Genomic DNA, 23495 nt, shown 5'->3' with positions numbered 1-23495 from the left:
GTACGCATCCGGCCGGTATTTTCCTTACTTTTCGCCTAAAATCTGCTTATTGCCCCTGCTACGCCCTTAGCCGAACTATTGCCACCGTATGAAAGCGCTACGCCTGACTTTGGAGAGTTTCCGCTTTGCGTGGCACGCCCTGAAAGCCAACTTGCTCCGCACCATTTTGTCGCTGCTGGGCGTCACGGTGGGCATCTTCGCCATCATTGCCGTGTTTACGGTGGTCGACTCCCTGGAGAAGAACATCCGGGACAGCATGAGCTTCGTGGGCGACAAGGTGATTTACGTGGACAAGTGGCCGTGGGTGTTCGACCCGAAGTTTCCGTGGTGGAAGTTTTTCAAGCGGCCCGTGCCCACGGTGCGTGAGTACCGCCTGCTCCAGAAAAACCTCAGTTCCAACAGCCAGGGCGTAGCCATCTTCGCCAACATGAACGGCAATACGTTCCGGGCCGGCTCCAACAGCATGAGCGGGGCCATGCTCCAGGGCGTGACGTTCGACTTCCGCAAGATTTCGGACGTGCCCGTGGTGGAAGGCCGCTACTTTACGCCCCAGGAAATTGAAAGTGCCCGCGGCGTGGCCATCATCGGCAATGAAGTGGCTAAAAACCTGTTTCCGGGCCGCTCGGCCATCGGGCAGGTGCTCAAAACCCGCGGGCAGCGCTTCGTGGTGATTGGGGTGATGGAGAAGGCCGGCAAAAACGTGCTCGGCATCACCGGCAACGACAACAACTGCATTATTCCGTTCGGGGCGTTTGCCAAGATGTTTACCATCAGTACGAGCGGGTTTGGCGGCGTCACGCCCAGCATCGGCGTGAAGGGCACCGACGACGACCCCGGCCTGCTCGACCTGGAGTACGAGCTGAAAGGCGCCATGCGCAACATCCGCGGCCTGAAGCCCCGCGAGGAAGACAACTTCTCCCTGAACCGACCCGAAATGCTGGCCAACGCCATTTCCAGCCTGTTTTCGGTGATTGGCGTGGCGGGAGCGGTTATCGGCTCGTTTGCCATGCTAGTGGGCGGCTTCGGCATTGCCAACATTATGTTTGTATCGGTGAAGGAGCGCACCAACATTATCGGCATTCAGAAGTCCTTGGGCGCCAAGAATTACTTCGTGCTGTTCCAGTTCTTGTTTGAGGCCGTGTTTCTGTGCCTGCTGGGCGGGGCGGCCGGCATCCTGCTGGTCTGGCTCGTGACGTTGGTGCCCCAGGACGCGCTGCCCCTGACGCTATCAGCCGGCAATATCTCTCTGGGCCTCACGGTGTCGGTGGTCATTGGAGTGCTGGCCGGCATCATCCCCGCCGTGCTGGCCGCCAACCTCGACCCGGTTATTGCCATTCGGGCCAAGTAGTTTTGGGTGATGGGGTGAATGGTGACAGGTAACAAGTAGAACGTCATGCTGCATCTGGCGTCCGCTTGTCAAAGCATCTCGCGTGCTGATGTTGGGGTGGTATAATCATGCTGAGCGGAGGCGCAGCCGCACTCGAAGCATCTCTCCCGCTTCATTGAGCAAGCATCAGGAGTTAGTCAGAGGTAAAGATGCTTCGACTGCGCCTCCGGCTGCGCTCAGCATGACAGACGTGTTACCTGTTGCCATTCACCTGTCACCTCCTCACCTCATTACCCCATCACTTTCTTAACTTGATGTTAACAAATTGTTAACTTGCGGGCCGTTACTTTTGGTCGCCTTCTTCCGTGGGCGGCTTTCTTTTTGCCTATTATTTTCTTGTTTACCCGGCGCGGGGCTTACCCCACCGGGGGCCGGCAACAGCCGGCTGCCCGCGCCGCCTTACCTCTGAAGCTCATGTCGAAGCTTAAAAAAACCAGCCGCACCAAAGTGGCCGACGAAGTGCTGAATGCCGGCAGCGGCCAGACCATCGTGCAACCCAACGTCAACGACAATAAAGTCAAGACCATCAGCGACCTGCGCGAGCAAACTCACGGCGAGCGAACCATTCAGCTCGACGATGAGCAGCGCATCCGCAAGGCCTTTGTCGACAAAGACTGGAACGAAATCAAGATTGCCGACTCCTGGCAGATCTTCAAGGTGATGGCCGAGTTTGTGGAAGGCTTCGAGAAGCTGACCAAGATTGGCCCCTGCGTGAGCATCTTCGGCTCGGCCCGCACCAAGCCCGAAAATCCCTATTACCAGGTAGCCGAGGAAATTGCGGCCAAGCTGGTGCGCCACGGCTACGGCGTGATTACGGGCGGCGGCCCCGGCATTATGGAAGCCGGCAACAAGGGTGCCCGGTCGGAGGGCGGCAAGTCGGTGGGTTTGAACATTGAGCTGCCCTTCGAGCAGTTCCACAACATCTACATCGACCCCGACAAAATCATCAACTTCGACTACTTCTTTGTGCGCAAGGTGATGTTCGTGAAGTACGCTCAGGGCTTTATTGGGATGCCCGGCGGCTTCGGCACCCTGGACGAGCTGTTCGAGGCCATTACCCTGATTCAAACCAAGAAAATCGGCCGCTTCCCTATCGTGCTGGTGGGCTCGGCCTACTGGAACGGGCTGTTTAAGTGGATTGAGGACGTGATGCTGCACGAGGAGCACAACATCTCCCCCGAAGACCTGCACCTAGTGCAGATTGTGGACGATGCCGCTTCGGCCGTGAAAATCATCGACGACTTCTACAGCAAGTATCTGCTTTCGCCCAACTTCTGATTCAAGTCAGCTGTGGTTATAACACACGAAAAACGGCTTGCTCGACTGAACAAGCCGTTTTTCGTGTGTTTTCGCGGGTTTGCAGAATGTGCGTTGAGCTATGCTCATCAGGAGCAGCAAAAGCCAGGGGGCTGCTTAGCAGCAGGTCCCTCGTCGCTTTCGTAGAACACAATCTCGTTGTGGCTCCTGATAAGCTTGCTAGCGCCAGTCATGGATTTTCTGAGCAATAGAGGCGCTTTTTGTGTCAAGCCGCTACTGCTTCAGCGGTAGCTGTGTAGCCAAAAACGCTTTGGCGGGTCGGAGTGGGCTTCTAAGACGCTCAGCTGCTTTTCACAAACCGCGTTTTGACGTAGCAGTGCATAACAGGCTTTACTGAGCTGGTGCAGGAAATGCTTTCGGCATACGTGATACGCCTAGTCTGTTTAGTTACGCCGAGGGTGGCTTTGCGCTGGCTGCCAGAAACTCTTCGTCTTCCTGCTGCGCCGGCGCCGCAACGCCTTCAACCGCGCTATGATGTCCGGCAGGTGCCTGTCGCTGGCAACAGCTAGCTGTTTCATCCGTGCTCGAAGCTTCGCCATAGCGTACGGTAGCCATGGCTGTCAACGTCAACGGGCTTTTTCCTAGGTTCGGTCACACGCTTAGCGCCGAAGACGCGGAACGCGCCATGGAAGCCCCCATGGCAGAAGCTCCATGCCAGTGGCCACGTGATTTTCTTCCGCTTCCGACGCGGGTCGCTACTGCTACCCGTCCCTTGGCGCACCTTTACGCTGACGGCTATGACCGGCACACGCGCTTATGGCGGTATGTGGCGGCGTACAGGCCATCTGGAGTGCCATACGGGAACCCGCCGGCGCTAGCGCGGCCGGCCCAATCACGACACGCAACCGGACCGGCGGCTGGTTGCCTTACTGCTTCACCCAGCGAACGGCATCGGCGATGGTGAAGCCGGCGTCGGTGGCAGACAGGCGCACATAGTCGCCGCTGCCCGGAGCAAAGGGCCAGGTGCCGAGCAGCACCCACTGCCCGCCCCGCTGGCGCTGGTTGACGGTGAGTTGGGCCAGGCCGCCCTGGTAGTTGACTTCGACGGGAGCCGCGTCCGGGCGGTCGGCGGCGCTGGTCCAGCGCAGGTACACGGCGTAGGTGCCGGCGCGGGCGGGCGTAGTGATGGGCGAGGCCCAGGTGGCGGCCTTGCCGGGGCTGGCCAGCGCGTCGCCGTCGTGCAGGTAATTGCGGCCGGCAAAGCCAGGCAGGCCCGTGCTGGTGGTCCAGGTGCCCGTCGTGCCGAAGCCCGCGTCCTGGTTGTCGACGATGTATTCCACCGGAGCCGGAGTAGCAGGCCGGGCAGCCAGGGCCGTTACCTCGGCGGCGGTCAGCGCGCGGTTATAGATGCTGACATCATCCAGCGACCCTACAAAAAAAGCGGCTGAAGTAGGGGAAGCGCCCAGGCGGATGGGCCGGCTGAAATCGAAGCTGCCGGCCAGGGGGTCGGCCAGGGTGGAGCCATCAGCGTCAGGGCCCGTTCCATCATCATCATTGACGACCAGGGCACCATCTACGTAGAGCCGGGTAGCCCGGAAGCCCTCTACGGGGTTCAGGGCCCAGGTGGCGGCCACGTGGTGCCACTGCCCGTCGTTGACGCGCCGGTTGCCCACCAGCGAAAAGGGGCGGGGGTCGAAGCTCGGGGCCCCGCCGAAAAACAGCTGGGGCTTCCCGTCAGTCAGGCCCAGGAACATGGCGTCCGTGGTGCCTTCGTTCGGGCTAATTTGCGTGTTGAAAACCAGGCGCCCCGCCGTAGTCTGGGTGGTTTTCACCCAGACGGATATGGAGCCATCGGGGCTGTAGGCACGGCCCGCCGGAACGTTGACGTAGTCGTTGCCGTCGAACCGCAGGGCCTGGCCGCTGATGCCGGCTTCGAAGGTGGCGCCCACCACCGTGCCGGAGCTGCTGCCGCTGGCGTCGGCGGCGCTGCCATCGAGGGGCCAGTACGCCAGGGCGCCGGCGGCGGCCCCGATGTTTTCGGCCTTGCTGGTAGATTCCTGCATCTGGGGCGCTACTACTTCTTCCTGCTTCTGGCAGGAAGCCAGCGTGGCCGCGGTGCCGAGCAGAAGCCAGCCTAAGAGGCGGCTGGCCGGAATGCTTGTGTGCGTGTTCATACAAATGCTGGTTAAGAGTGAAAGGAACTACTAAACTTTCAAGTAAAGTGCTGAGGGCGCCGTCGGGAGTGGCGCGCAGGTGATAGGTGCCGGTGGGCAGCTACTTAGGGTTGAAGGAGCACGACTTGGCGTTGCAGGTGGTTGGTAGTATCATTGGCGGTTCGCAGTTCGAGCAGGTAAGTGCCGGCCGGCAAGCCGCGCGTGTCCAGTACGTGCTGGTGCAAACCAGAAGAAGCGACTGGTTGGTGAGTCTGGCGGCGCACAAGGCGGCCCAGCGCGTCCATCAGGCGCAACTCCACCAAGCTGGAGGAGCACAGCCGGCATTGTACCGTTAGCTGTTCATGGGCCGGATTGGGATATGCGTGGAGCGTTTCCGAGCCAGTAGAGCGGGTCGTGGCGTGCCTAGCCGTCAGAATGCCACCGAGGCTGGTCGTCAGCGAGATATCATCGATATAACCGGTGCCGGCCCCGGGCTGGTAGACGAATACTTGCAGCCAAGTAGTGCCAGCTGGCACGGTTAAGGTGGCTTGCTGCTGGCTGTAGGTTGTTGAAGTGAAAGTTAGGATTTGCAGTTCACCAGTGCTACCTTTTAGGCCGACGATGGTGCGTTGCCCATCAGCCGCTACTTTGCCCCAGGCCGAAATAGTGTAGGCTTGGCCCGGCACGTAGCCCGACAAACTGTTGTGCACCCAGGTCCCGGCATTGGCAACGGCCAGGGCTTTGCTGCCACCTCCGCTACGCACGTTGCTCGTGGTGACCAATACAGAGCCGGTACTTCCGCTCCAGGCCGTCAGGTTATTCTCAAACCCGCCGTTAACCACTAAGTTGCCGGAAGCAACGGTAGTAGCCTGATAGCCTAGACCGAAGCCATCTTGGTGGGTGGCGTTCCAGAAAAAGCGGCCTTGCAGCGGAGTGAGGTTGGTTGGGATGATGCAGTTGTTGAGAACATTCCCCGAGCCGCCGTCGGTCATCTTGAACTCATCGGCGCCAGTATAGTGCCAAGCCAACATGCCAACCTTCTTGCTTTTCAGACCGGCATACGCCAGTTCGGTGGCATGTTTAGTTGCTTCGGTGTCGACGCTGCCTACTTCGCCCACAAAGATGCTCAGATTCAGGGCCCGCACCCGGTCCACGTAGTCGTTGTACTTGGTCGTTTTAGGCGTGTAGTTGTTGACCCACTGGTCGTACAGATGAAAGTTGAAGGCTACGTTGCTGAAGCCGCTCACGATGGCCGGGCCGTACGTAAGCACCCCGCTGTGGTCGGCCGGAATGGGCTTGTCGTCCCAGGTGTGAGCCTCTTGTCCCCATTGCGTGCCGTCGACGATGATGACGTTGCTGGCTCCCTGGTCACGGATGGCTTGAGTCACGTCGCGGTGAATGTCGCGGTAGCGCACTGGTACCGGTTTTTCAGCTCCTGGCTCGTTCATGATGTTGAACCAGACGTAGGGGTTATTCTTGTAGCGGAGGGCCATCTGCTTCCAGAAGTTTTTCAGGTCCGTCTGCTGGGCGGCTGTGGGCCAGGTACCAGTAAAGTCATGCACCTCAAACATGACCACAATCTTGGATGGGGTGTAGAGGTTGACCAAATTGTCGAAGTGCTGGAATGCTTCGGTTTCATTACCGAAAAAGGGTTTATCGGTAGTTTGTCCCTGCCACTGCGGCGCATACAGGTACAGGTTGGCCCGCAGGCAGTTAAACTTCCAGCAGTCGCGCCATGTGTTGCGCTCGGCGGCGGAATGCCCCACCCGGGCCCAGCCCTGAAAGTTGAAGGCATTAACGTTGGCTCCCACCGGAATGAATTCCTGGCCCGCAGGATCATAGATGGCTGGCCCCTGCACGGTGAAGTTCTGGGCCCCCGCTGAAAGGAACCCCAACACCAACAGCAGTAGACCGGCTAGGCGACCCGCTAAACCCCACTGACACGGATAAGCCTTGTTCAGGAAAGAAAGTTGGTCCGTTACCATAGCCGGAAGGAGAAGTAAAGCCAGCGCGAAGCTTGTTCTTTAAGGATCTGTCTGAGCAGCCGGCATAGTCTGAGCAACTGAAGAGTATTCTTATGCTAGCAAGCAGCAGCCGAAAACAAGCAAACGGAGGTGTTACCCAGACAGGGCCCTAAGCCGGAAACAGGTGGCCACCTGAAGGGAGCTTCAATAGCTAGTAGCTGCGCAGCACCAGGCTTCATCTCCCTTGTGACCTTAGCTAGTACAGGGCGCATTGGCTTACTAGCCTACGACTTGCTGCCCTAGGCCCGAAGCACAAGTATCTGCTCACGACCCATTTCATTGCCCAGCATAACCACGGCTGCCAGCTCAGCGTGTGCACAATGCCCACGCGGCTTGCTGCCCGCGCACCGTATCCATGCTTGCTATGTTATGCCAAAAGCTTACTTCAGTTGTCAACCCAGAGTAGGGCTAGTTCCACCTACTTCATGCAGAGAAACTAGCCCGCGCTACTAGAATGTCACCCTTAAATTGTTACTCTACTTGGAGGGTGAACTGCTGCTGCTGCCCGTCGAGGGCGGCCTTGAGGAAGTAGGTGCCGGCCGGCAAGGTGGCAGGCAGGCGGAAGTCGGTGCGGCCGGGCTGGCAGGAGACGGAGAACATGCTCACCAGGGTGCCCTGCCGGTTGTGCACGTACACGGTCACGCGCTGGGCCTGGCGCGCCTCCAGCGCCAGCGTGCTGCGCCCGTCGGGGCTGGGGTTGGGAAAGGCCATCAAGCGCGTGCCCTCGGCCGCGCCGGCGCTGGTGGCAGTGCCTTCGGCCGCGCTGGCCGTGGCGGCCGTGGCGACACTGGCGCTGGCGGCACTGGCCGGGATGGCTACCTTGTCCAGCTTCCACTGCTGGTTGGCGCCGCCCACGTTTCGCCAGCTCTGCGCCTTGGCCCCGTTACCCGTGGCCGAGGGGCCACCGCTGATGTCCAGCACCTTGCCTGAGCGCTTGTTGACGAGCGTGTAGTAGCCGTCGCCGGTGGCCTCAATTTTCCAAAGGCGGTTGCCGGCCGCGTTGGTGCCGTACTGGAACACGCGCACGCCGTCGGCCGTGGCGTCGGTGTGGCCGCCGTTGGTGCTGGCGCTCAGGTCCAGGGCCAGGCGTCGGCCCGAGTGCTGGGCCGTGAGCGTGTAGTAGCCGTCGCCGGCCGCCTCAATCTTCCACTGCTGGTTGGCCACGCCCAGGTCCGTCCACTGCACCACGTTTGCCGCGTCGGACCGGCTGGCCTCGTATACGTCCAGCACCTTGCCTGAGTGACGGGCCGTGAGCTTGTAAACGCCGCTGAACGGGCCGCTGCCAGTGCCGGGCGTCAGCGTTTCGGTGAGCTTGTTGTTGGTCTCGTTGCTCTCGTTGGCAATGCGGTTGATGTCATCCACGAATGCCTCCACCGTGTGCGTGCCCGCCGTCAGGGTATAGAGCGGGCCCGTGCCGCTGACCGTGCGCGAGGCGCCGGCCGCCAGGGCGTCGGTGGAGTTGTCCGACCAACCGACCTGAGTGCCGTCGACAAAGAAGCCCACCCCGTGCACGACGCCGGCCGGCGTGGCGGCGGTGCCCTGGTTTTTGATGGTGGCGCTAAAGGTGAGGGCCGTGCCCACGGCCGGGCTGGCCGGGCTCCAGCTGATGTCCGTTACCACCAAGTCCGGCGCACTTATCGTTGGGGGCGTACTATTTGAGATGGAAACGTCGTCCCAAGAAATAATACGGCCGGCACCGGTACCCGTGCCTTCCAGCGTTATTACTCCCCACGTACGCTTAGGTGTAAAGCTAACCTCCAGCTTTTGCCAGCCTCCGGTTGTACTTGTTGAAGTACTTACTTCTTTTGCCCCATTAAGATTATCGAACCCCTGAACTTTGAGGGTAGCCGTACCACCCCCGGTAATTCTTACATAAGCGGTAACCGTGTAAAGAGTGTTCGGGGTTAACGTTTCCGCAACGCGTCTTACTCTCCTGGTATTTATGGCTTTGCTGGGAGCGTCGCCGTCCATGTTCATGCGGCAATGGCCATTGCCATTACGTGAATTTGCGGCATCATTGGTAGGAAAGGTGATGCGGCCCCACTCAAACGGAGTACTGTTTCCCTGTTCTACTCCGGTGTTAATAGCCCAGCCCAGCTCCCGGTCATTGGCCGCCTCGAAGTTTCCGTTGGCAAACGGCGTGAGTTTGTACGCAGACTTTATGGCATCGTAGGTGGGCTGGTAGGGGACAAGCGCAGACCCATTCCACCTGGCTATGTTCCAACCCTCCCCCGCGTCAGAACGGGTGAGGCTATAAAGCAGGTGGCTGTCATACCCCCAGCGTTTGTGGGCGATCCAGGCTTGGCGGAACCAACGGGCCTGCCATACCCGGCCGTCTACCCCCCCCCCAAACCCCCGATCTGCGGGCCAGTAGGCAGAGGCGCCGCTTTCGCTGCTCGCCACCGGCCGTATCGGATACCCGGACGCCGCGTTGGCGGCGGCCATGTATTCCCAGGGCCTGCCGAGGTGATCATACCAGGATTCGTCGTTGATTTGTGCACCATAGGTATGCACGCCAATAACATCGCAATACCTGGTGACGCCCAGCTTGATCATGTCTTCAAGATACCCTTTGTTGCCCGTGCTTGAAGTCGGTGCACTCTCGATGCGAATCGATGCATCCACCTTACGGGCTTCTTCAAAGGCAATTTGCTGCATCTCCACACAAAGCTGGGGAGGAAATGTATCACCTATCAGGTCAGGTTCATTTTCCGTTATATAGTAAAATATTTTGCCCTTGTAATGGGCGAAAATATTTCTGCAAAAATTTCGGTAATTGTTTTTCCACTCGGCAGTGCTGCTGCCTTTGTCCACAGTTTCCCTACCAGGGGAAACCGTGGCATGAATGCTTAAACCGGCAGCTAAATGGGTATCTACAACTCGGTCCCTGATGGTCCATGAAAAGGAGGCCGACGTGTTTCTGCCACCCACCTGATTCACCCCCATCCGGACAATCCCGAGCTGTAGCGTATTAACCTGCTTGTCCGCTTCCGTAACATAAGGAACGTCGAAATAACCATCACCATTGGTATTCACATTTATCCCCGCCCATTTCAGGTCCGGAGACTGCGCTTTGACGCTATTTGCTACAAATAGCAAAACGCACAGAAAAGCTATAGAAAAATTTTTCATGACTGCTGGTTTACATGGGTAGAAAATGGGTGGAGTACAGCTCGTTGTGCTGGCCGTAGTTATTTTTACAATCGGCTCGGCGGGCTTGGCCGTCACCTGCTCGTGGGCGGTGGAGGCGGCCGGGAGAACAGCATCCGCGCCGAAAACAGCGGTGCCCACTGCTGCTGCAGTGTCGTCCGCTCCCAGGCTGAGCGGACGACAAAAGGAAAGTGTCTAGGCATGAGACATGCTGAGTAGGATTGAATGGAAAGAGGCCAGGGCTGGAAGAAAGACCGTTACCGGCCTTCGCAACCAAAAGCTGCCCTATCCATGGTTCCGAGCGATTCTGTGAGGGCGCACGTCCCTGCACCGGAGCCTTGTTTGTGTACAGGCAAGCCACCTACTGCACGTCAAGGGTGAAGTAGTGGGGGGTGCCGTCGGGGGTGGCACGCAGGTAGTAGGTGCCGGGGGGCAGAGGAGCGGGCAGGCGGAAGTCATTGCGGCCAGGCTGGCAGGAGACGGAGAACATGCTCACCAGCCGGCCCTGGGCGTTGTGCACGTATACGTTCACGCGCTGGGCCTGCCGGACCTGCAGGGCCAGCGTGCTGCGCCCATCGGGACTGGGGTTGGGGTAGGCCACGAGGCTGCTTTCGACTATCGGGCCCGAAGGCAGAGCCGGTGGTTCCGCCGCAACGACCGCCGATTCAGCGGCCCGCCCCGTTGCCTCGCCGCTGACCTTCACCCACTTGACGGCATCGGCAATGGTGTAGCCGGCATCAGCCCCGGTGATGCGGACGTAGTCGCCGCTGCCGCCGGTAAAGGGCCAGGTACCGATTTTCACCCATTCGCCCCCACCTACCGACTGGTTGAGCTTCAAGCTGGCCACGCCACCTTGGTAGTTCACCTCGACGGGAGCCGCGTCCGGGCGGTCGGCGGCCTTGGTCCAGCGCATGTACACGTCGTAGGTGCCGGCGCGGGCCGTGGTGATGGGCGAGGTCCAAGTGGCTACGTCCGCGGCACTGGCCTGCGCGTCGCCGTCGTGCAGATAGTTGCTACCGTGGTAGCCTTGCAGGCCCGTGCTGGCGGTCCAGGTGCCCGTGGTGTTGAACCCCGCGTCCTGGTTGTCGACGATGTACTCCACCGGAGCCGGGGCAGGCGGCGCGGTTCCCGTGTGCGCGCTGAACAAGACGATGTTGCGCCCGTTGCCGGCCTGGGCCTCCAGCAGCTGCCGCGTCTCGCTGCCCCTGGTTTCCTGCACGTACACCTCGTACCGCTCGTTGCCAGTGTGCGTAAAGGTGAGCGAAGCCGACGCATTGTCAACGACAAATGCCGGATACTTCCTTTCGTAGTCACTCCGGACCGGGTAAAGAAGCCCGCCAACTACCTCCGTCTTGCCGCCGCTCGTGGTTGAAATTACCGTGCCCCACCCTTCGGTTTTCACGCCCAGCACCCAGAGCGTGGCGCCGTTGTTGGCAATCATCGTGCTGTTCGACTCCGGATTGATCTGGCGAAGCCAGACCTGCTGACCGGCGTTGAACGTCCACCCGGAAATGGCGGCATCATTCACGAACACCTTGCCTGCGCCGGAGGCCTTGTAGGCGTTGCCCGAAAAGGCCGTAACGTGCTCCACCACCAGCGTGGCCGGTGAGGCGTGTTCCAGCCACGTAAACTTGCCACCCGTCCAAGGCGCCGGAATTTCGTTGCCATACGGTGCCCACCGAAACCGCTCCACCACCACGGCGTTGCCGGTCAGGTCCTCGAACCTGAATACCGTCCCGGTGGATTTGCGGAGCGGCTCCACAACTTCCAGTGTCGACTCCACCCCGCACAGGCGCTGCACGCTGCCATGCACCCGAATGGTTTTGCCGATGTTGTACGTGCCCTTCGGGAAGTACACGGTGGTTTTGCCGGCGGCAGCGGCGGCATCAATGGCGGCCTGAATGCTGGCTGCGTCATCGCCGCTGCCGTTGGCCACCTTCACCCACTCAGACAGCGGTGCCGCCGCTACCTGGGGAGCTTCTTCCACCGCCAAGCTCAAGGCGCGTGGCGGGCTGGGCCACAGGCTGTTCGTGGCGTGCGAGTAATACTCCACTGCATTGGGCCCGGCCACGTCGGCAATGCCGCTGCCGGCCGAGTGGTCGATGAGCTGGCCGTAGCCGCTGCTGCTGACGTTGCGCAGAATCAGCCGGCCGTTGTTGTCGGTGACGGCCGCGTTGGCCGACGAGCCTCCCGTGAAGCTGCCGCCCAGCACCGATACCTGCCCCGCTTTTTCCAGCTGCTGAATGGCGGGCACCGTGTTCACGCTCCTGAAATCCCGGATGGTGAAGGTTTGGTTGGTGTTGCGCAGCCCCGCCACTTTCTGGCCCTGCAGGGTCAGGTGCTCAAACACCAGGCTGTACTCGTAGTTGGTGGCGCGAATTCCATAGTCGAAACCCTCGATGGTGACGTTTTTGAAGTAGGCGGGACCCGGCCAGGACCTAGTGAAGCTTAGGCCCGTGGCGCCGCGCTTGGTGGCGTCGCTGGAGCGAATGGTCACGTTTTCCATGCCGCCCTGGTTGTTGTTCATGAACTCGACCCCGATAGCGCCGGGGTTGCCGCTGCCCACGTCGAAGGTCAGGTCGTTGATGGTGTTGCGGAAGGCCTGCCCGGTGCTGCCGCCCTCAAACATGGTGAGCAAGGGCTTGGGCGAACTGGCGCTGCCGTAGCCGGCGGCGCCGTTGGCCAGCTTAATGACTGTGCCCGCCTGGCTCTGGCCCTGAAGCATCAGGTTCTTCGCCCTGCTCAGGTCGCTGCCGTAGGTCAGCTTGTTGCTGATGAGATAGATGCCTTTGGGGAAGTATAGGATACGGCCCGATTTCAGGTAGTCGTTGATGGCCTGCTGCAGGGCGGCCGTATTATCGGTTTTGCCGTCGCCCTTGGCGAAGTACGGCGCCTGCGTAATATTGATTACACCGGCATCGGCGGGAAATACGACTTCTGGTATCTGGGCCAGGGCCCGGCCGGCAGTAAGCACGTGCAGACCGAGCAGCAGCCCCAGGCCGAGACGAAGCCAAGACAGGAAGCGGGGGAAAGTAAGCGGTGTTTTCATAGCGCGTAGGCAAGTAAGGAAGTGGGTGAAAGCAGCCCAGCAAGCGGCCGGCAAGGACCGGCTCTGAGCCGCAAGAGCCCGATAAGAAGGGCGCTTACCAACAGGTATGGACTCTTATCGGGCTCAGGTTGGTGAAAGGCTACGGGCCGGCAAGCAGAGGCGTAGCCGCAGATGAAGTTAGCGGGCTACCTGTAGGCGTTGCGTGAAGGCGCCGGCATCGGTAGCCAGGCGCACCACGTGTACGCCACCGTGGAGCTTCTGTGAGGCCGGAACCTGTATCTTGTTCAACCCGGCGCGCAGCTGCACTACCTGGTTGTACACCGTAACACCCTGGGAATTCACTACCATGAGGCGAGCAGTCTGGGCCTTGCTGGACACGTACTGCACAGTAACCGGGTCGGCGCTGGCTTCCACTATCGGGTTCGGATATATACTCAGCGTCTGCTGGTCGGCAGTAGAAGTGGCCCCGGCAGCAGAGCTAACAAGCTCCAGCTTCCACTGCTGGTTGGTATTGCCATGAGCTGTCCACATGTGCACCTTCACACCATCGCCCGTGGCGGAAACGCCGCCGGCCACGTCCAGCACTTTGCCGCTGGCTACGTTGGTGAGGGTGTAGTAGCCATCCGACGCCGGCTTAATTTCCCAGCGCTGGGCATTGGTGCCATTGTCGGTCCATTGCTGCACCTTAGCCCCGTCGGCCGTGCTGCCGGCATTCACGTCCAGGCACTTGCCCGAGTGCTGCGCTACGAGCTTGTAGCTGCCATTGCTTTGCTGCGTCAGCTGCCAGTGCTGGTTGCTGCTGGCCTTAGAAGTCCACTGGATGGCAGCGGCACCCTCAGCCGTGCTGGCCCCGCTAATGTCCAGTACTTTACCTGAGTGGCGCGCCACCAGCCGGTACACCCCGCTAAACGCGCCCGTAGTGGGCGTGCCGGGCACTGAAGTTACCGTGCCGCTGCTGAGCTTCACAATCATTACCTTATCCGATACGGACAAGGTCACCGCTCCACCGCTGATGGATACGGCAGCGGTGCTCAGGTCCGAGTTATTGCTGAGCTCATACTTGGTAGCCGACTTAATAGTGCCGGGTAGAGTCAGAGTTACGGTCTGGGCAGCCGGATAGAGGTCCTTGTTGGCATTCACGTCCCAGCTGGGTACCTCCAGCCAGAGCATCAGGTAAAAATCGCCGTTGCGCTTCTGAAACAGCAACTGGCGCACGTTGTTGGTGTTGCCCGTAAGCGTATAATTTAGTGAGCCGGGTGTAAAGGCCGTCCCTTTGTCCGACAACACGCTAATCAGGTTTTTCACTGCCCGGAACGAAGGCTTCTCTGTTAAGTCGTTGCGTAGCAGACCAAATACATCTTCCTTGTAGCCGGTGCCTTGGTTAAGCAACTCATACTTAAAGGAGCGCACGCTGAAGCCTGTACGAAAGAATTCGGCGTACATGCGCGCCGTGTACTTGCCAGCGGCTTCTTCCGACAATCCATCGTTGGCCAGGTCATTGTGGTAGCCGCACTCGGTGGCCTGCGTGGGTTTGCCCGAAGAAGACTGTAGGGTGGCGCCATATTTTCTGTGCCAGTAGATGCTGCCGTAGCCATCATCGCCCCAGCCTCCACTGCCAGGATGGCGGTCCGACTGGTAGGGATGGAGATTAACGTAGTCAATCCACGGGTCCATGTTGCCCACTCGCGAATAGGCACTGCCGCTGGTGAGGGAAGGGCCCAGCAGGGGTAGATTTTTCAGCGTCGCATCAGCCTTGGCCTTGGCATACGTGTCCTTGGTGTACTGCTGGATTTTGCCCACCCAGTCCGATTCACCGCTTCCGTGAGAAAGGTCGTACTCATTGGGGGCCTCCAGGGAAGCAACCGCCGCTGTTGTAATGCCGCTCTTGACGCTGCTGAGCTCGGTGCCGATTTGCCCTAGGTCCAGGGGTTGAGGCCAGTCGCCGGGCAGACGGCGGCCCAGCAGCACGTTTGTGCGTATGCCGTGGGCAGAGTATAGCTCATTGTACTTGTCGAAATTGCCCGGATAGGAGCTATCACGGATGTAACGGATGCCAGACTCGCTTAGCTTCTGTTTAAGACCCGCATAGTTGGAATAGGAGGGGTAGCTCCAGTGCGTGTTTACGCCAATGGACTCCACAAACGAATCGGCTGGCTTGGCCGCCACCTGGGCCTGGGCAGGATCAGGGTCCAGCGCGCCCAGTATCAAAGCCGCTACCAGCAGTCCTGCCGGCCGACACACACCACGTAAAGAACGTGTCTGAGAGGAAAGAGTGAAGAAATGTGTACTCATAGAGCAGAAAGGATTTAATGGATGGAAAAAGCAGCGGCAAAAGCACACCTTCTTAGACTACGCCGGCCGGTAATGCGCAAGGAGAAGGTATTACAAGATGCAAATTGAATTATTCAAACCAAATCCGAGGCAAGTAGCGCCTTGGATGCAATTAGTTTTGAGCTGGCCGCCCCGGTTCCAATAGTTATGCCAGGCCTATTTTTGTGTAATTTGCTTACTGTAAACTAGTATCAAAATACTGTATACTAGTTTATTAAGTTAAAAATTGTTGATATTGAAATAAATGGTTCTGTACAATTTTACGTCACTGATTCAGTGATATACCACATGTCAAACACGAAATGTGGGGTCTAGATAAATTATAGAAATCGAAGAAAGCAGCTTAGCTTGCCGGTGTGTTTCACGAGGTCTTGCCAGACCACCATTGCCTGCTGACTTTATGCGTCGTTTGCTGCCCTGCTTGCTTGCTTTGTTGTGTAGCTGGAACGCGGTTGCCCAGCTTCCTGCCAATACTGCCAAGATTGACAGCCTCAAACGAGAGCTGCAGACTTCTACTGATACGACACGGGTGCTGATTATCAACGCGCTGGCAAACGAGTACTTCAACTTCGATTACGATCAGACAGCGGCTTATATTCAACAGGGGCGGGCTGAAGCGAAGCGCCTGGGCTGGCGTTGGGGCCAAGCTCAGGCGCTTGAGCTGCTAGGTATGCTTCATGCCCGGCAGGGATATTTCATTCAGGCTCAGCGAGAAATGCTGGAGTGTATGACTATCTGGGAGCAGTTGCGCGAGAAGCGCCGCATGCCTGAAACGGCGCTCTACATTGCCAATCTGCTGGTCGAAAATCAGCAGTTCGACCAGGCGTTAACGTGGAATATGCGCGCTATGACTTTGGCCCGAGCTGTTCACGATACTATTGCTTTGAACAGGGCGTATATCGGACGAGGGCTAATTTACACCCGGCAGCATCAGCCCCAAGCCGCTATACCTTATTACGAGAAGGCAGTGGCGTTGGCCCGGTGGCGGCGGAGTGGGCAAAACTCAACAGTAGTCTATGCGCTCAACAACTTAGCCGACGCCTACCTTGAGTTGGATAAGCCGCGGGTGGCTCTGGCTCCTTTGTTCAAAGCCATTCGCATAGCGCGTAAAATCGGCGACAAGACAGCGGAGAATCTGTCAGAGGCTACACTGGCGCAGGCCTACGGCAAGCTGGGGCGGTTAGACATGGCCGTGTATCACGGCCTCAGTGCCCGGAAAGAAAGCATAGGGCTTAGGAATATATCGATGATTATCAGTATTAACGACCTGCTCGATACCCTCTATGTGCAGCAAGGTAACTACCGCCTGGCTCGGCGGTACGGCGCCGAAAACCGGCGCCTCGAAGCCCAGTTGCGCAAGCAGGAGCAGGAGGCGAAAGTAGCCGAGCTGCAAGGCCGCTACGATACCAAAGAAAAGGAACGCAACATTCAGATGCTACGGCAGCAAAACCAGATTGCTCGCCTGGCAGCCCTGCAACAGCGTACCCTGCGCAATGCGGCCTTTGTTACGGCCGGGCTGCTGCTGCTGGCCGTGGGCATCCTATATAACCGCTACCGCCTGCGCCAGCGCGCGGTGCAGCAACTCAATGCCCAGAAGCAGGTGCTAGAAGTGCGCGACCAGGAAAAAGAGCTGCTGCTGCGCGAGAAGACGCTGCTCTTGCAGGAGGTGCACCACCGCGTCAAGAACAACCTGCAAATTGTGCTCAGCCTCTTGAACACCCAGGTCAACACCCTGCACGAGCCGGCCGCCATCGAGGCCATCCGCGACAGCCAGAGCCGGGTGCAGACCATGGCCCTGATTCACCAGAACCTCTACCAGTCCGAGAGCCTGGCCCGCATCGATATGCTCAGCTACTTCGGCGAGCTGACCGAAGCCATCAGCGAGGCTTTCCGGCAGGAGGCCGCCCGCGTGCAGCTGCACGTGAGCGTCGAGCCCCTGCAACTGAACACGCACACGGCCGTGCCCCTGGGCCTGATTGTCAATGAGCTGGTGACCAATGCGCTGAAGTATGCCTTTCCGCCCGGCTATCCCGACCAGCGTGTGTGGGTGACGCTGGGGCAGGTGGAGGCCGGCCGTTACCAGTTGGTGGTGGCCGACTCGGGCGTGGGCCTGCCCGCCAGTGTGGTGCCCACCAAGGTGGCCTCGCTGGGCTTGCGCCTGGTGGCCGGGCTGGCCCAGCAGATGAAAGCCCGCCTGGAGGTGGCGGCCGCACCGGGCGCCTGCTTTACCCTGACCTTCCGCGAGCTGCCCCAAACGCCGGTGGCTGCCCAGGCGTAGTTTCGGCCGGGTGTCTACTTCCTATCTTGCATTCTATGACCCCACTCCGCATTCTCTTAGTCGAAGACGAGTTTGTTATTGCCAACGACTTGCAAGGAATCTTACAGCGTCGTTTGGGCAGCGACGTCTTCCTGGCGTTTGCCGTGCCCGACGCCCTGGCCCACCTCGACGCCAACCGGCCCGACCTCGTGTTTGTGGACATTATGCTGCAAGGAGAGCGGAGCGGCATTGAGCTGGGCCAGCTGCTGCGCACGCGCTACCGCATCCCGTTCATCTACGTCACGTCCCACGCCGACAAGCTGACGCTGCAGCGGGCCGTGACCACGCAGCCCCACGGCTACATCCTCAAGCCCTTCAAGGAAGCCGAAATCGTGGCCGCCGTCGAGCTGGCCCAGGTGCGCTCTACCAACGAGCAGCTGACCCTGGAAAAAGCGTACCTGACCGAGGAAATTCGGGCGACGCACAACTTCCAGGACCTGGTAGGCCAGGACCCGGCCACCGAGGCCCTGTTTGAGCAAGTGCGGCAAGTGGCGCCCTACGACATGACCACCCTGCTGCTGGGCGAAACGGGCACGGGCAAGGAGCTGTTTGCCCGCGCCATCCACGCCCAGTCGGCCCGGCACAGCTATCCGCTCATCAAGGTCAACTGCGCGGCCCTGCCGGCCCAGCTGATTGAGAGTGAGTTGTTTGGGCACGAGAAGGGGAGCTACACGGGAGCCAGTGAGCGGCGCCTCGGCAAGTTTGAGCTGGCGCACAAGGGCACTATTTTTCTGGATGAAATCGGGGAGCTGCCCCTGGAGCTGCAGCCCAAGCTGCTGCGCGTGTTGCAGGAAAAGGAGATTGAGCGCCTGGGCGGCTCCGAGACCCTGCCCGTGGACGTGCGGGTTATTGCCGCCACCAACCGCGACCTGCCGGCCGAAGTGGCCGCCGGCCGCTTCCGCGCCGACCTCTACTACCGCCTCAACGTGTTTCCCATCACCATTCCGCCCCTGCGGGAGCGGCGCGGCGACATTGCTCCGTTGGCGCAGTTCTTCCTGCAAAAGGCCCGGCAGCAGCTGGGCAAGCCCGTGCAGGACTTCAGCCCCGAAGCCTGGTCCGAAATGCAGCGCTACGACTGGCCCGGCAACGTGCGGGAGCTACAGCACCTGGTAGAGCGGGCCGTGCTGCTGGCTCGCGGCCCGCTCATTACCACGCTGGGCGTGCAGCCTGCCGCCAGCCCGGCAGTGGCCGCCACCACCGAGCCTGAGTTCGTGCCCCGGTCTCTGGAAGAGATGGAGCGGGAGTTTATCTGGGCTACGTTGCGCTACTGCAACGGCCGGATTCGGGGCGTAGGCGGGGCGGCCGAGCTGCTGCAGATGCACCCGAACACGCTGGATGCGCGGGTGCGCAAGCTGGGCATTGCCAAAGACATTGTGCTGAAGTAAACCCCTAGTCCCGTGCCGCCGCTGCGCCGCCAGACTGGTATATTTTTTTGAGTACATAAGAAGAGGAACGTCCTGCTCTATCTGGCGTCCGCGGAGGCGGAGCCGCAGTCGAACCGAAGGAAGGCGGAGCCAAGCAGCTCTCCCGCTGGCTAACTCTTAACGCTTGCTCAACGAAGCGGGAAAGATGCTTGCCTACGGCTGCGCCTCCGCTCAGCAGGACGGTTTACCACTCACGCGTCGGCACGCTAGAGGCTCCGGCTGCGCGGGCGCCAGGTCAGGTGGAGCAGGACGTTCTACACTCCACTTTCTGCTGCCTGCCCGCACAATCTGGTAGCGGATAAGTTTGCAACTTGCGCCTTGCCCTTCGCATGTGGGCAGCGCACTTCCTGTCGAGCATGGCCGCAGCCTCAGACTTTGATTACCTATTGATAGGCGGGGGAGCAGCCGGCCTGAGCCTCGCGTATCACATCAGCCAGGAGCCACGTCTGGCTGGTAAGCGGATGCTCATTCTGGAGCCCGAAGCCAAAAACCAGAACGACCGGACCTGGTCGTTTTGGACCGACGCGCCCATGCTCTTCGACGGTATCGTGGCGCACGAATGGGGCCGGATTGCCTTTCGCAGCCCGCAATTTGAGCAGGTGTTTGAGCTGCAGCGCCACCGCTACAAGATGATTCGGGGGCTGGACTTCTACCGCCACGTGCGCGCGGTCCTGGAAGCTAGTCCGCAAGTGACGTGGGTGCCGACTGCCGTACAGGACCTACGCGAGCTGCCCAATGCGGCCGGAGTACAGGCCACCACGCCAGCCGGCGAGTTCACGGGCCGGTATGCCTTCGACAGCCGTCCGCCGCAGCTGGAGCAGCTGCGGCAGCCCCAGCGCCACCGCTACCTGCTGCAGCACTTCGTAGGCTGGGAGGTGGAGACGGACCACGACGTATTCGACCCCACAACGGTGGAGTTCATGGACTTTCGGGGCAAGCAGCACCACGAGGCGCGGTTCATGTACGTATTGCCGTTCAGCCCGCGCCGGGCGCTGGTGGAGTACACGTTGTTCTCAGAAACCCCCCTGCCCAAGGCCGAGTACGAAACGGCGCTGCGGGACTACCTGCGCGATACGCTGGGTCTGACCAACTACCGCATCACCGCCGAGGAGGTGGGCGCCATCCCCATGACCGACCACCCGCTGCCAGCGGCCCAAAGCAGCCGCATCATCAACCTGGGCACCCGGGCCGGGCGGGCCAAGCCCAGCACGGGCTATGCCTTCAAGCGCATTCAGGCCCACTCCCAGCGGCTCGCCCAGGCCCTGGCCGCCACCGGCCAGCTGCCCCCCAACCTCACCGGCGACCAGTGGCAGTTCCACCTCTTCGATACGCTGCTGCTCGACATCATGCAGCGCCAGGGCGAGCGGACCCACAACATTTTCGCCGAGCTGTTCAGCCGCAACCCCGTGGAGCGCATCTTCGACTTCCTGGACGAGCGCACCACCTGGAAGGAAAACTTCCAAATCATGAACTCCGTGACACCCTGGCCCTTCCTGCGCTCCATCTGGCACGTGCTGCGCCGCCGGCCGGGGAGGCGGGCCCTCACCCCCTAGCCCCCTCTCCAAAAGAGAGGGGGAACTAGCTTTTAGAACTAGAGGCTAGCTCCCCTGCTCAGCTGAGGATGTTGGGGATGATTAATGTGGAAAGAACGTCGGCTAAAAACTACAACTAGAGCCCCTCTCCTTTTCGGAGAGGGGTTGGGGTGAGGCAACTACAACTAGAACTAGTCCTCCCTCTCTTTTGAAGAGGGGGCCAGTGGGTGAGGTCCCGCCAAGCTCTCCTCGCTCTCCAGATACTCCTTGGCAGCACGCACGGTATCGGCGTTCAATGGCTCCAGTGTAGGCTGAGGCGCGGAAAGGTTGAGCAGGTAGCCGCGCAGAGTGGGTAGGTTATCAAGGTCGTGAGTGATGCAGAGGATGGTTTTCTGCTGCTCAGCTACCCAGGTCTGGAGCAGGTCGAAGACGCGGCGGCGGTAGTAGACGTCGAGCTGCTGGGTGGGCTCGTCGAGCAGGTAGAGGGCCGCATCCTGGAGGCTGAGCTGGGCCAGCCATACCAGCTGCTGCTCGCCACCGGAGAGTTGCGTAAAGTCGCGCTGGGCGAGGTGAGCGGCCCCCACGCGGGCCAGGGCCGCGTCGGCCAAGGCGTAATCGTGGGGCGAGTAAGCACTCAGGAAGCGGTGGTGGCGGAAGCGGCCCATCACCACCAGTTCCCGCACCGGAATCGAAAACTCCACGCTGCCCCGCTGGGGCAGGTGGGCCAGCAGGCCGCTGGCGGCGGGCTGGCGCACGGCGCGCAGGTCCTGGCCCCGCACCTGCACCGTGCCCTGGTAAGGAATACGCCCCGTCAGGGCCCGAAACAGCGTCGTCTTGCCGCAGCCGTTGTGCCCCACAATGGCCACAAACGCCGGCTCCGGCACCGTAAAAGACAAATTGCGGAGCAGGACGCGCCGTCCATACCCCGCAATTAGCTGTTCTATGCGTAGAAGTGAGAGGTCAGACATGAGAAGTGAGAAGTAAGACTTTCGTTCTGTTGGCTCTTAGCGAGTTGTCAGAACCTAGTCTCACCTCTCACTTCTCATCATCTCACCTCTACATCCTAGTATTCGTCTTCGTTGAACATGAAGTCTTCCTTGGTCGGGTAGTCCGGCCATACTTCTTCGATGTTCTCGTAGGGTTGTCCGTCGTCTTCCAGAGCCTGCAGGTTTTCTACCACCTCCATCGGGGCACCCGAGCGGATAGAATAATCGATGAGTTCATCCTTCGTGGCGGGCCAGGGGGCATCTTCCAGGTACGAAGCAAGTTCCAGAGTCCAGTACATAGTCGTGTGTTGCTACTAAAAGGTTAGCGGATGTGAGAAGCGGGTCAGCAAAAACCCGGCCGGCGGTGCCACACCTGACACTGTTGCCGGCTCGGCTGCTTTTTGCTGACGACAACGTAAAATACTCAGTAAAGTTGGGCTAGCTACCGAGACGCTGCTGGAACATAGCAATTAGCTCGTTCTTCGTACGAATCTTCCGGTCGAAGGCGCGAATCTTGCCTTGCAGCATGGTGCGGAAGGCCTCATTGCCGGGCGAGTCGTTGAGCTTGCCCAGGTTGTCAACCAGCACTTCCTGCTCCTGCTTGTCATACTTGATGAAGTCGCGCAGGGCCTGGATGCGCAGCGTGGCCTGGTCGGCGGAGCTGCCGGCTTCGGGGCCGCTGGGCTGGCGCTTGCGGATGTAGTGCTCCAGGGCGCTCATCTCAAACACCTTGTCGCAGGCCAGAATAAACTGCTCCCACACCCGATCCGACTCTTCGCCGCGCACGGGGCCCACCTTTTTCCAGGCGGCTTGCAGCTCCTTGGCCCGCGCCACCGCCTCCGACATGGGCCGGCGCAGCAGGGCTTGGGCTTCGGCTACCAAGGCGCGCTTACGGCTAAGGTTGTCTTCGCCGCTGCCACCGGGCGTGGGCTGCTGCTCCTGGCGCTTGCTCTCGATGTGCACCTTCAGGCGCTCAAAGAAATGGTTGTGCGCCGCCCGGAACCGGGTCCACAGGTCGTTGGCCTGCTTGCGGGGCAGGGTGCCGTTGATGTCCTTCCAGTCTTGCTGGAGCTGCTTGAGCTTGCGGGTCGTCTCCTCAAAGTCGGTGGAGTTTTGCAGGGCCTCCGATTTATGAATGAGCGTCTTGTACTGCTCATACACCCGGTTAACCATGGCCTTCTTCTCGGCCTGAAACTCTTTCTTGCGGGCAAAAAACGTGTCTACGGCCCGCTGAAACTGGGCTTCCAGCTCGTCGGTAAGGTGCTTGTCGACGGGGCCAGTTTTGATCCAGCCCTGGCGCAGGTCCTTGATTTTCTCGCTGCCGGCCTGCCAGTCGATGGTGTCGGCCAGGGCTTCGACCTCGGCAATCAGGGCCTGCTTGGTGGCCAGGTTTTTCTCCCGGTTGCGGGCAATGGTGACTTTGATGCCCTCCTCGGCCTCGGTGAGGCGCTGGTAGAGGCTGGCAAAGTCGCCGAGGGCGTCGTAGCTGCCCACCTGCTCTTTCAGGTGCAGGGCTTTCATCAGGAAGGAGCCCTTGTTTTCAGACTCCTCGATTTTGCGCAGCAGGTCTTCAACTTTAGCCCGGAACAGCTCAAAGCGCTGGGCAAAGTATACCAGCGATGCGTCAGGAGATTCTTTCACCTGGCCTACCTGCCGGGCCGGGAAGTCCAGCAGCGGGCGGAGCCACACCTGGTCGCCCTCGATGTAGCCATAACGGCGGGCTTCGGCCAGTAGGTGGTCGGGGTGTTCCATAATCAGATAGCGGGAGAGCGAATAGGTGGAAAGGTCGGGTTGTAGAACGGCACAAAGCCGGAAAGAAGTACAAGTTTACGCGTTGTCGGCTAAATCTTCGGTGCCCGGAGCACTTCAGATTCCGTGGTCGGCT

Annotated in this window: 13 protein-coding genes and 1 pseudogene; 6 read left to right on the top strand and 8 right to left on the bottom strand. The window is 60.0% G+C overall.

The window, feature by feature from the left end; all coding sequences use genetic code 11:
• Positions 1-88 precede the first annotated feature (88 nt).
• Together OIS53_RS13670 and OIS53_RS13665 are read left to right on the top strand one after the other, a co-directional pair.
• Entirely contained in the window at positions 89-1348 is a 1260-nt protein-coding gene (locus OIS53_RS13670; RefSeq protein ID WP_264679133.1) for an ABC transporter permease, read from the top strand.
• A 453-nt stretch (positions 1349-1801) separates the two neighbouring features.
• On the top strand, positions 1802-2665 hold the full coding sequence (locus tag OIS53_RS13665) for an LOG family protein (protein ID WP_264679132.1): 864 nt from the start codon (positions 1802-1804) through the stop codon (positions 2663-2665).
• Between the two features lie 905 nt (positions 2666-3570).
• On the opposite strand, the gene OIS53_RS13660 is transcribed toward OIS53_RS13665, so the two are convergent.
• The 5 genes from OIS53_RS13660 to OIS53_RS13640 all read right to left on the bottom strand — a co-directional run bounded on the left by OIS53_RS13660 (position 3571) and on the right by OIS53_RS13640 (position 15261).
• Positions 3571-4818, bottom strand: a complete 1248-nt coding sequence (locus OIS53_RS13660; RefSeq protein ID WP_264679131.1) for a golvesin C-terminal-like domain-containing protein — start codon at positions 4816-4818, stop codon at positions 3571-3573.
• A 104-nt stretch (positions 4819-4922) separates the two neighbouring features.
• On the bottom strand, positions 4923-6692 hold the full coding sequence (locus OIS53_RS13655; RefSeq protein ID WP_264679130.1) for a cellulase family glycosylhydrolase: 1770 nt from the start codon (positions 6690-6692) through the stop codon (positions 4923-4925).
• Between the two features lie 600 nt (positions 6693-7292).
• Entirely contained in the window at positions 7293-8441 is a 1149-nt protein-coding gene (locus OIS53_RS13650) for an RICIN domain-containing protein (RefSeq protein WP_264682358.1), read from the bottom strand.
• A 1891-nt stretch (positions 8442-10332) separates the two neighbouring features.
• Positions 10333-13020, bottom strand: coding sequence for a glycosyl hydrolase family 28-related protein (locus tag OIS53_RS13645; RefSeq protein ID WP_264679129.1), 2688 nt, complete (start codon positions 13018-13020; stop codon positions 10333-10335).
• Positions 13021-13197: 177 nt separating this feature from the next.
• Positions 13198-15261 (bottom strand): RICIN domain-containing protein, encoded by a 2064-nt coding sequence (locus OIS53_RS13640; RefSeq protein WP_264679128.1) that lies wholly within the window; start codon positions 15259-15261, stop codon positions 13198-13200.
• Positions 15262-15751: 490 nt separating this feature from the next.
• Between OIS53_RS13640 and OIS53_RS20505 the strand changes: the two are divergent.
• The 4 genes and pseudogenes from OIS53_RS20505 to OIS53_RS13625 form a co-directional block, all read left to right on the top strand.
• Positions 15752-16450: pseudogene (locus OIS53_RS20505) on the top strand (tetratricopeptide repeat protein); the annotation flags it as partial.
• 147 nt (positions 16451-16597) lie between these two features.
• Positions 16598-17629, top strand: coding sequence for a sensor histidine kinase (locus OIS53_RS13635; protein ID WP_264679127.1), 1032 nt, complete (start codon positions 16598-16600; stop codon positions 17627-17629).
• 35 nt (positions 17630-17664) lie between these two features.
• Positions 17665-19053 (top strand): sigma-54-dependent transcriptional regulator, encoded by a 1389-nt coding sequence (locus tag OIS53_RS13630; protein ID WP_264679126.1) that lies wholly within the window; start codon positions 17665-17667, stop codon positions 19051-19053.
• A gap of 350 nt (positions 19054-19403) precedes the next feature.
• On the top strand, positions 19404-20645 hold the full coding sequence (locus tag OIS53_RS13625; RefSeq protein ID WP_264679125.1) for a lycopene cyclase family protein: 1242 nt from the start codon (positions 19404-19406) through the stop codon (positions 20643-20645).
• A gap of 170 nt (positions 20646-20815) precedes the next feature.
• On the opposite strand, the gene OIS53_RS13620 is transcribed toward OIS53_RS13625, so the two are convergent.
• The 3 genes from OIS53_RS13620 to OIS53_RS13610 all read right to left on the bottom strand — a co-directional run bounded on the left by OIS53_RS13620 (position 20816) and on the right by OIS53_RS13610 (position 23362).
• Positions 20816-21592 (bottom strand): ABC transporter ATP-binding protein, encoded by a 777-nt coding sequence (locus OIS53_RS13620; RefSeq protein WP_264679124.1) that lies wholly within the window; start codon positions 21590-21592, stop codon positions 20816-20818.
• Between the two features lie 95 nt (positions 21593-21687).
• Positions 21688-21909: a DUF2795 domain-containing protein gene (locus tag OIS53_RS13615; RefSeq protein ID WP_019948259.1), complete on the bottom strand. Its 222-nt coding sequence runs from the start codon at positions 21907-21909 to the stop codon at positions 21688-21690.
• 139 nt (positions 21910-22048) lie between these two features.
• Complete coding sequence (locus OIS53_RS13610; protein WP_264679123.1) at positions 22049-23362, bottom strand: DUF349 domain-containing protein; 1314 nt, start codon at positions 23360-23362, stop codon at positions 22049-22051.
• Positions 23363-23495 lie beyond the last annotated feature (133 nt).

The organism is Hymenobacter sp. YIM 151500-1 (assembly GCF_025979885.1).
In the GTDB taxonomy this organism is placed as follows: Bacteria; Bacteroidota; Bacteroidia; order Cytophagales; family Hymenobacteraceae; genus Hymenobacter.
Note: the sequence above shows the minus strand (reverse complement) of the source record. Positions and strands in the feature narration are given on the sequence as shown.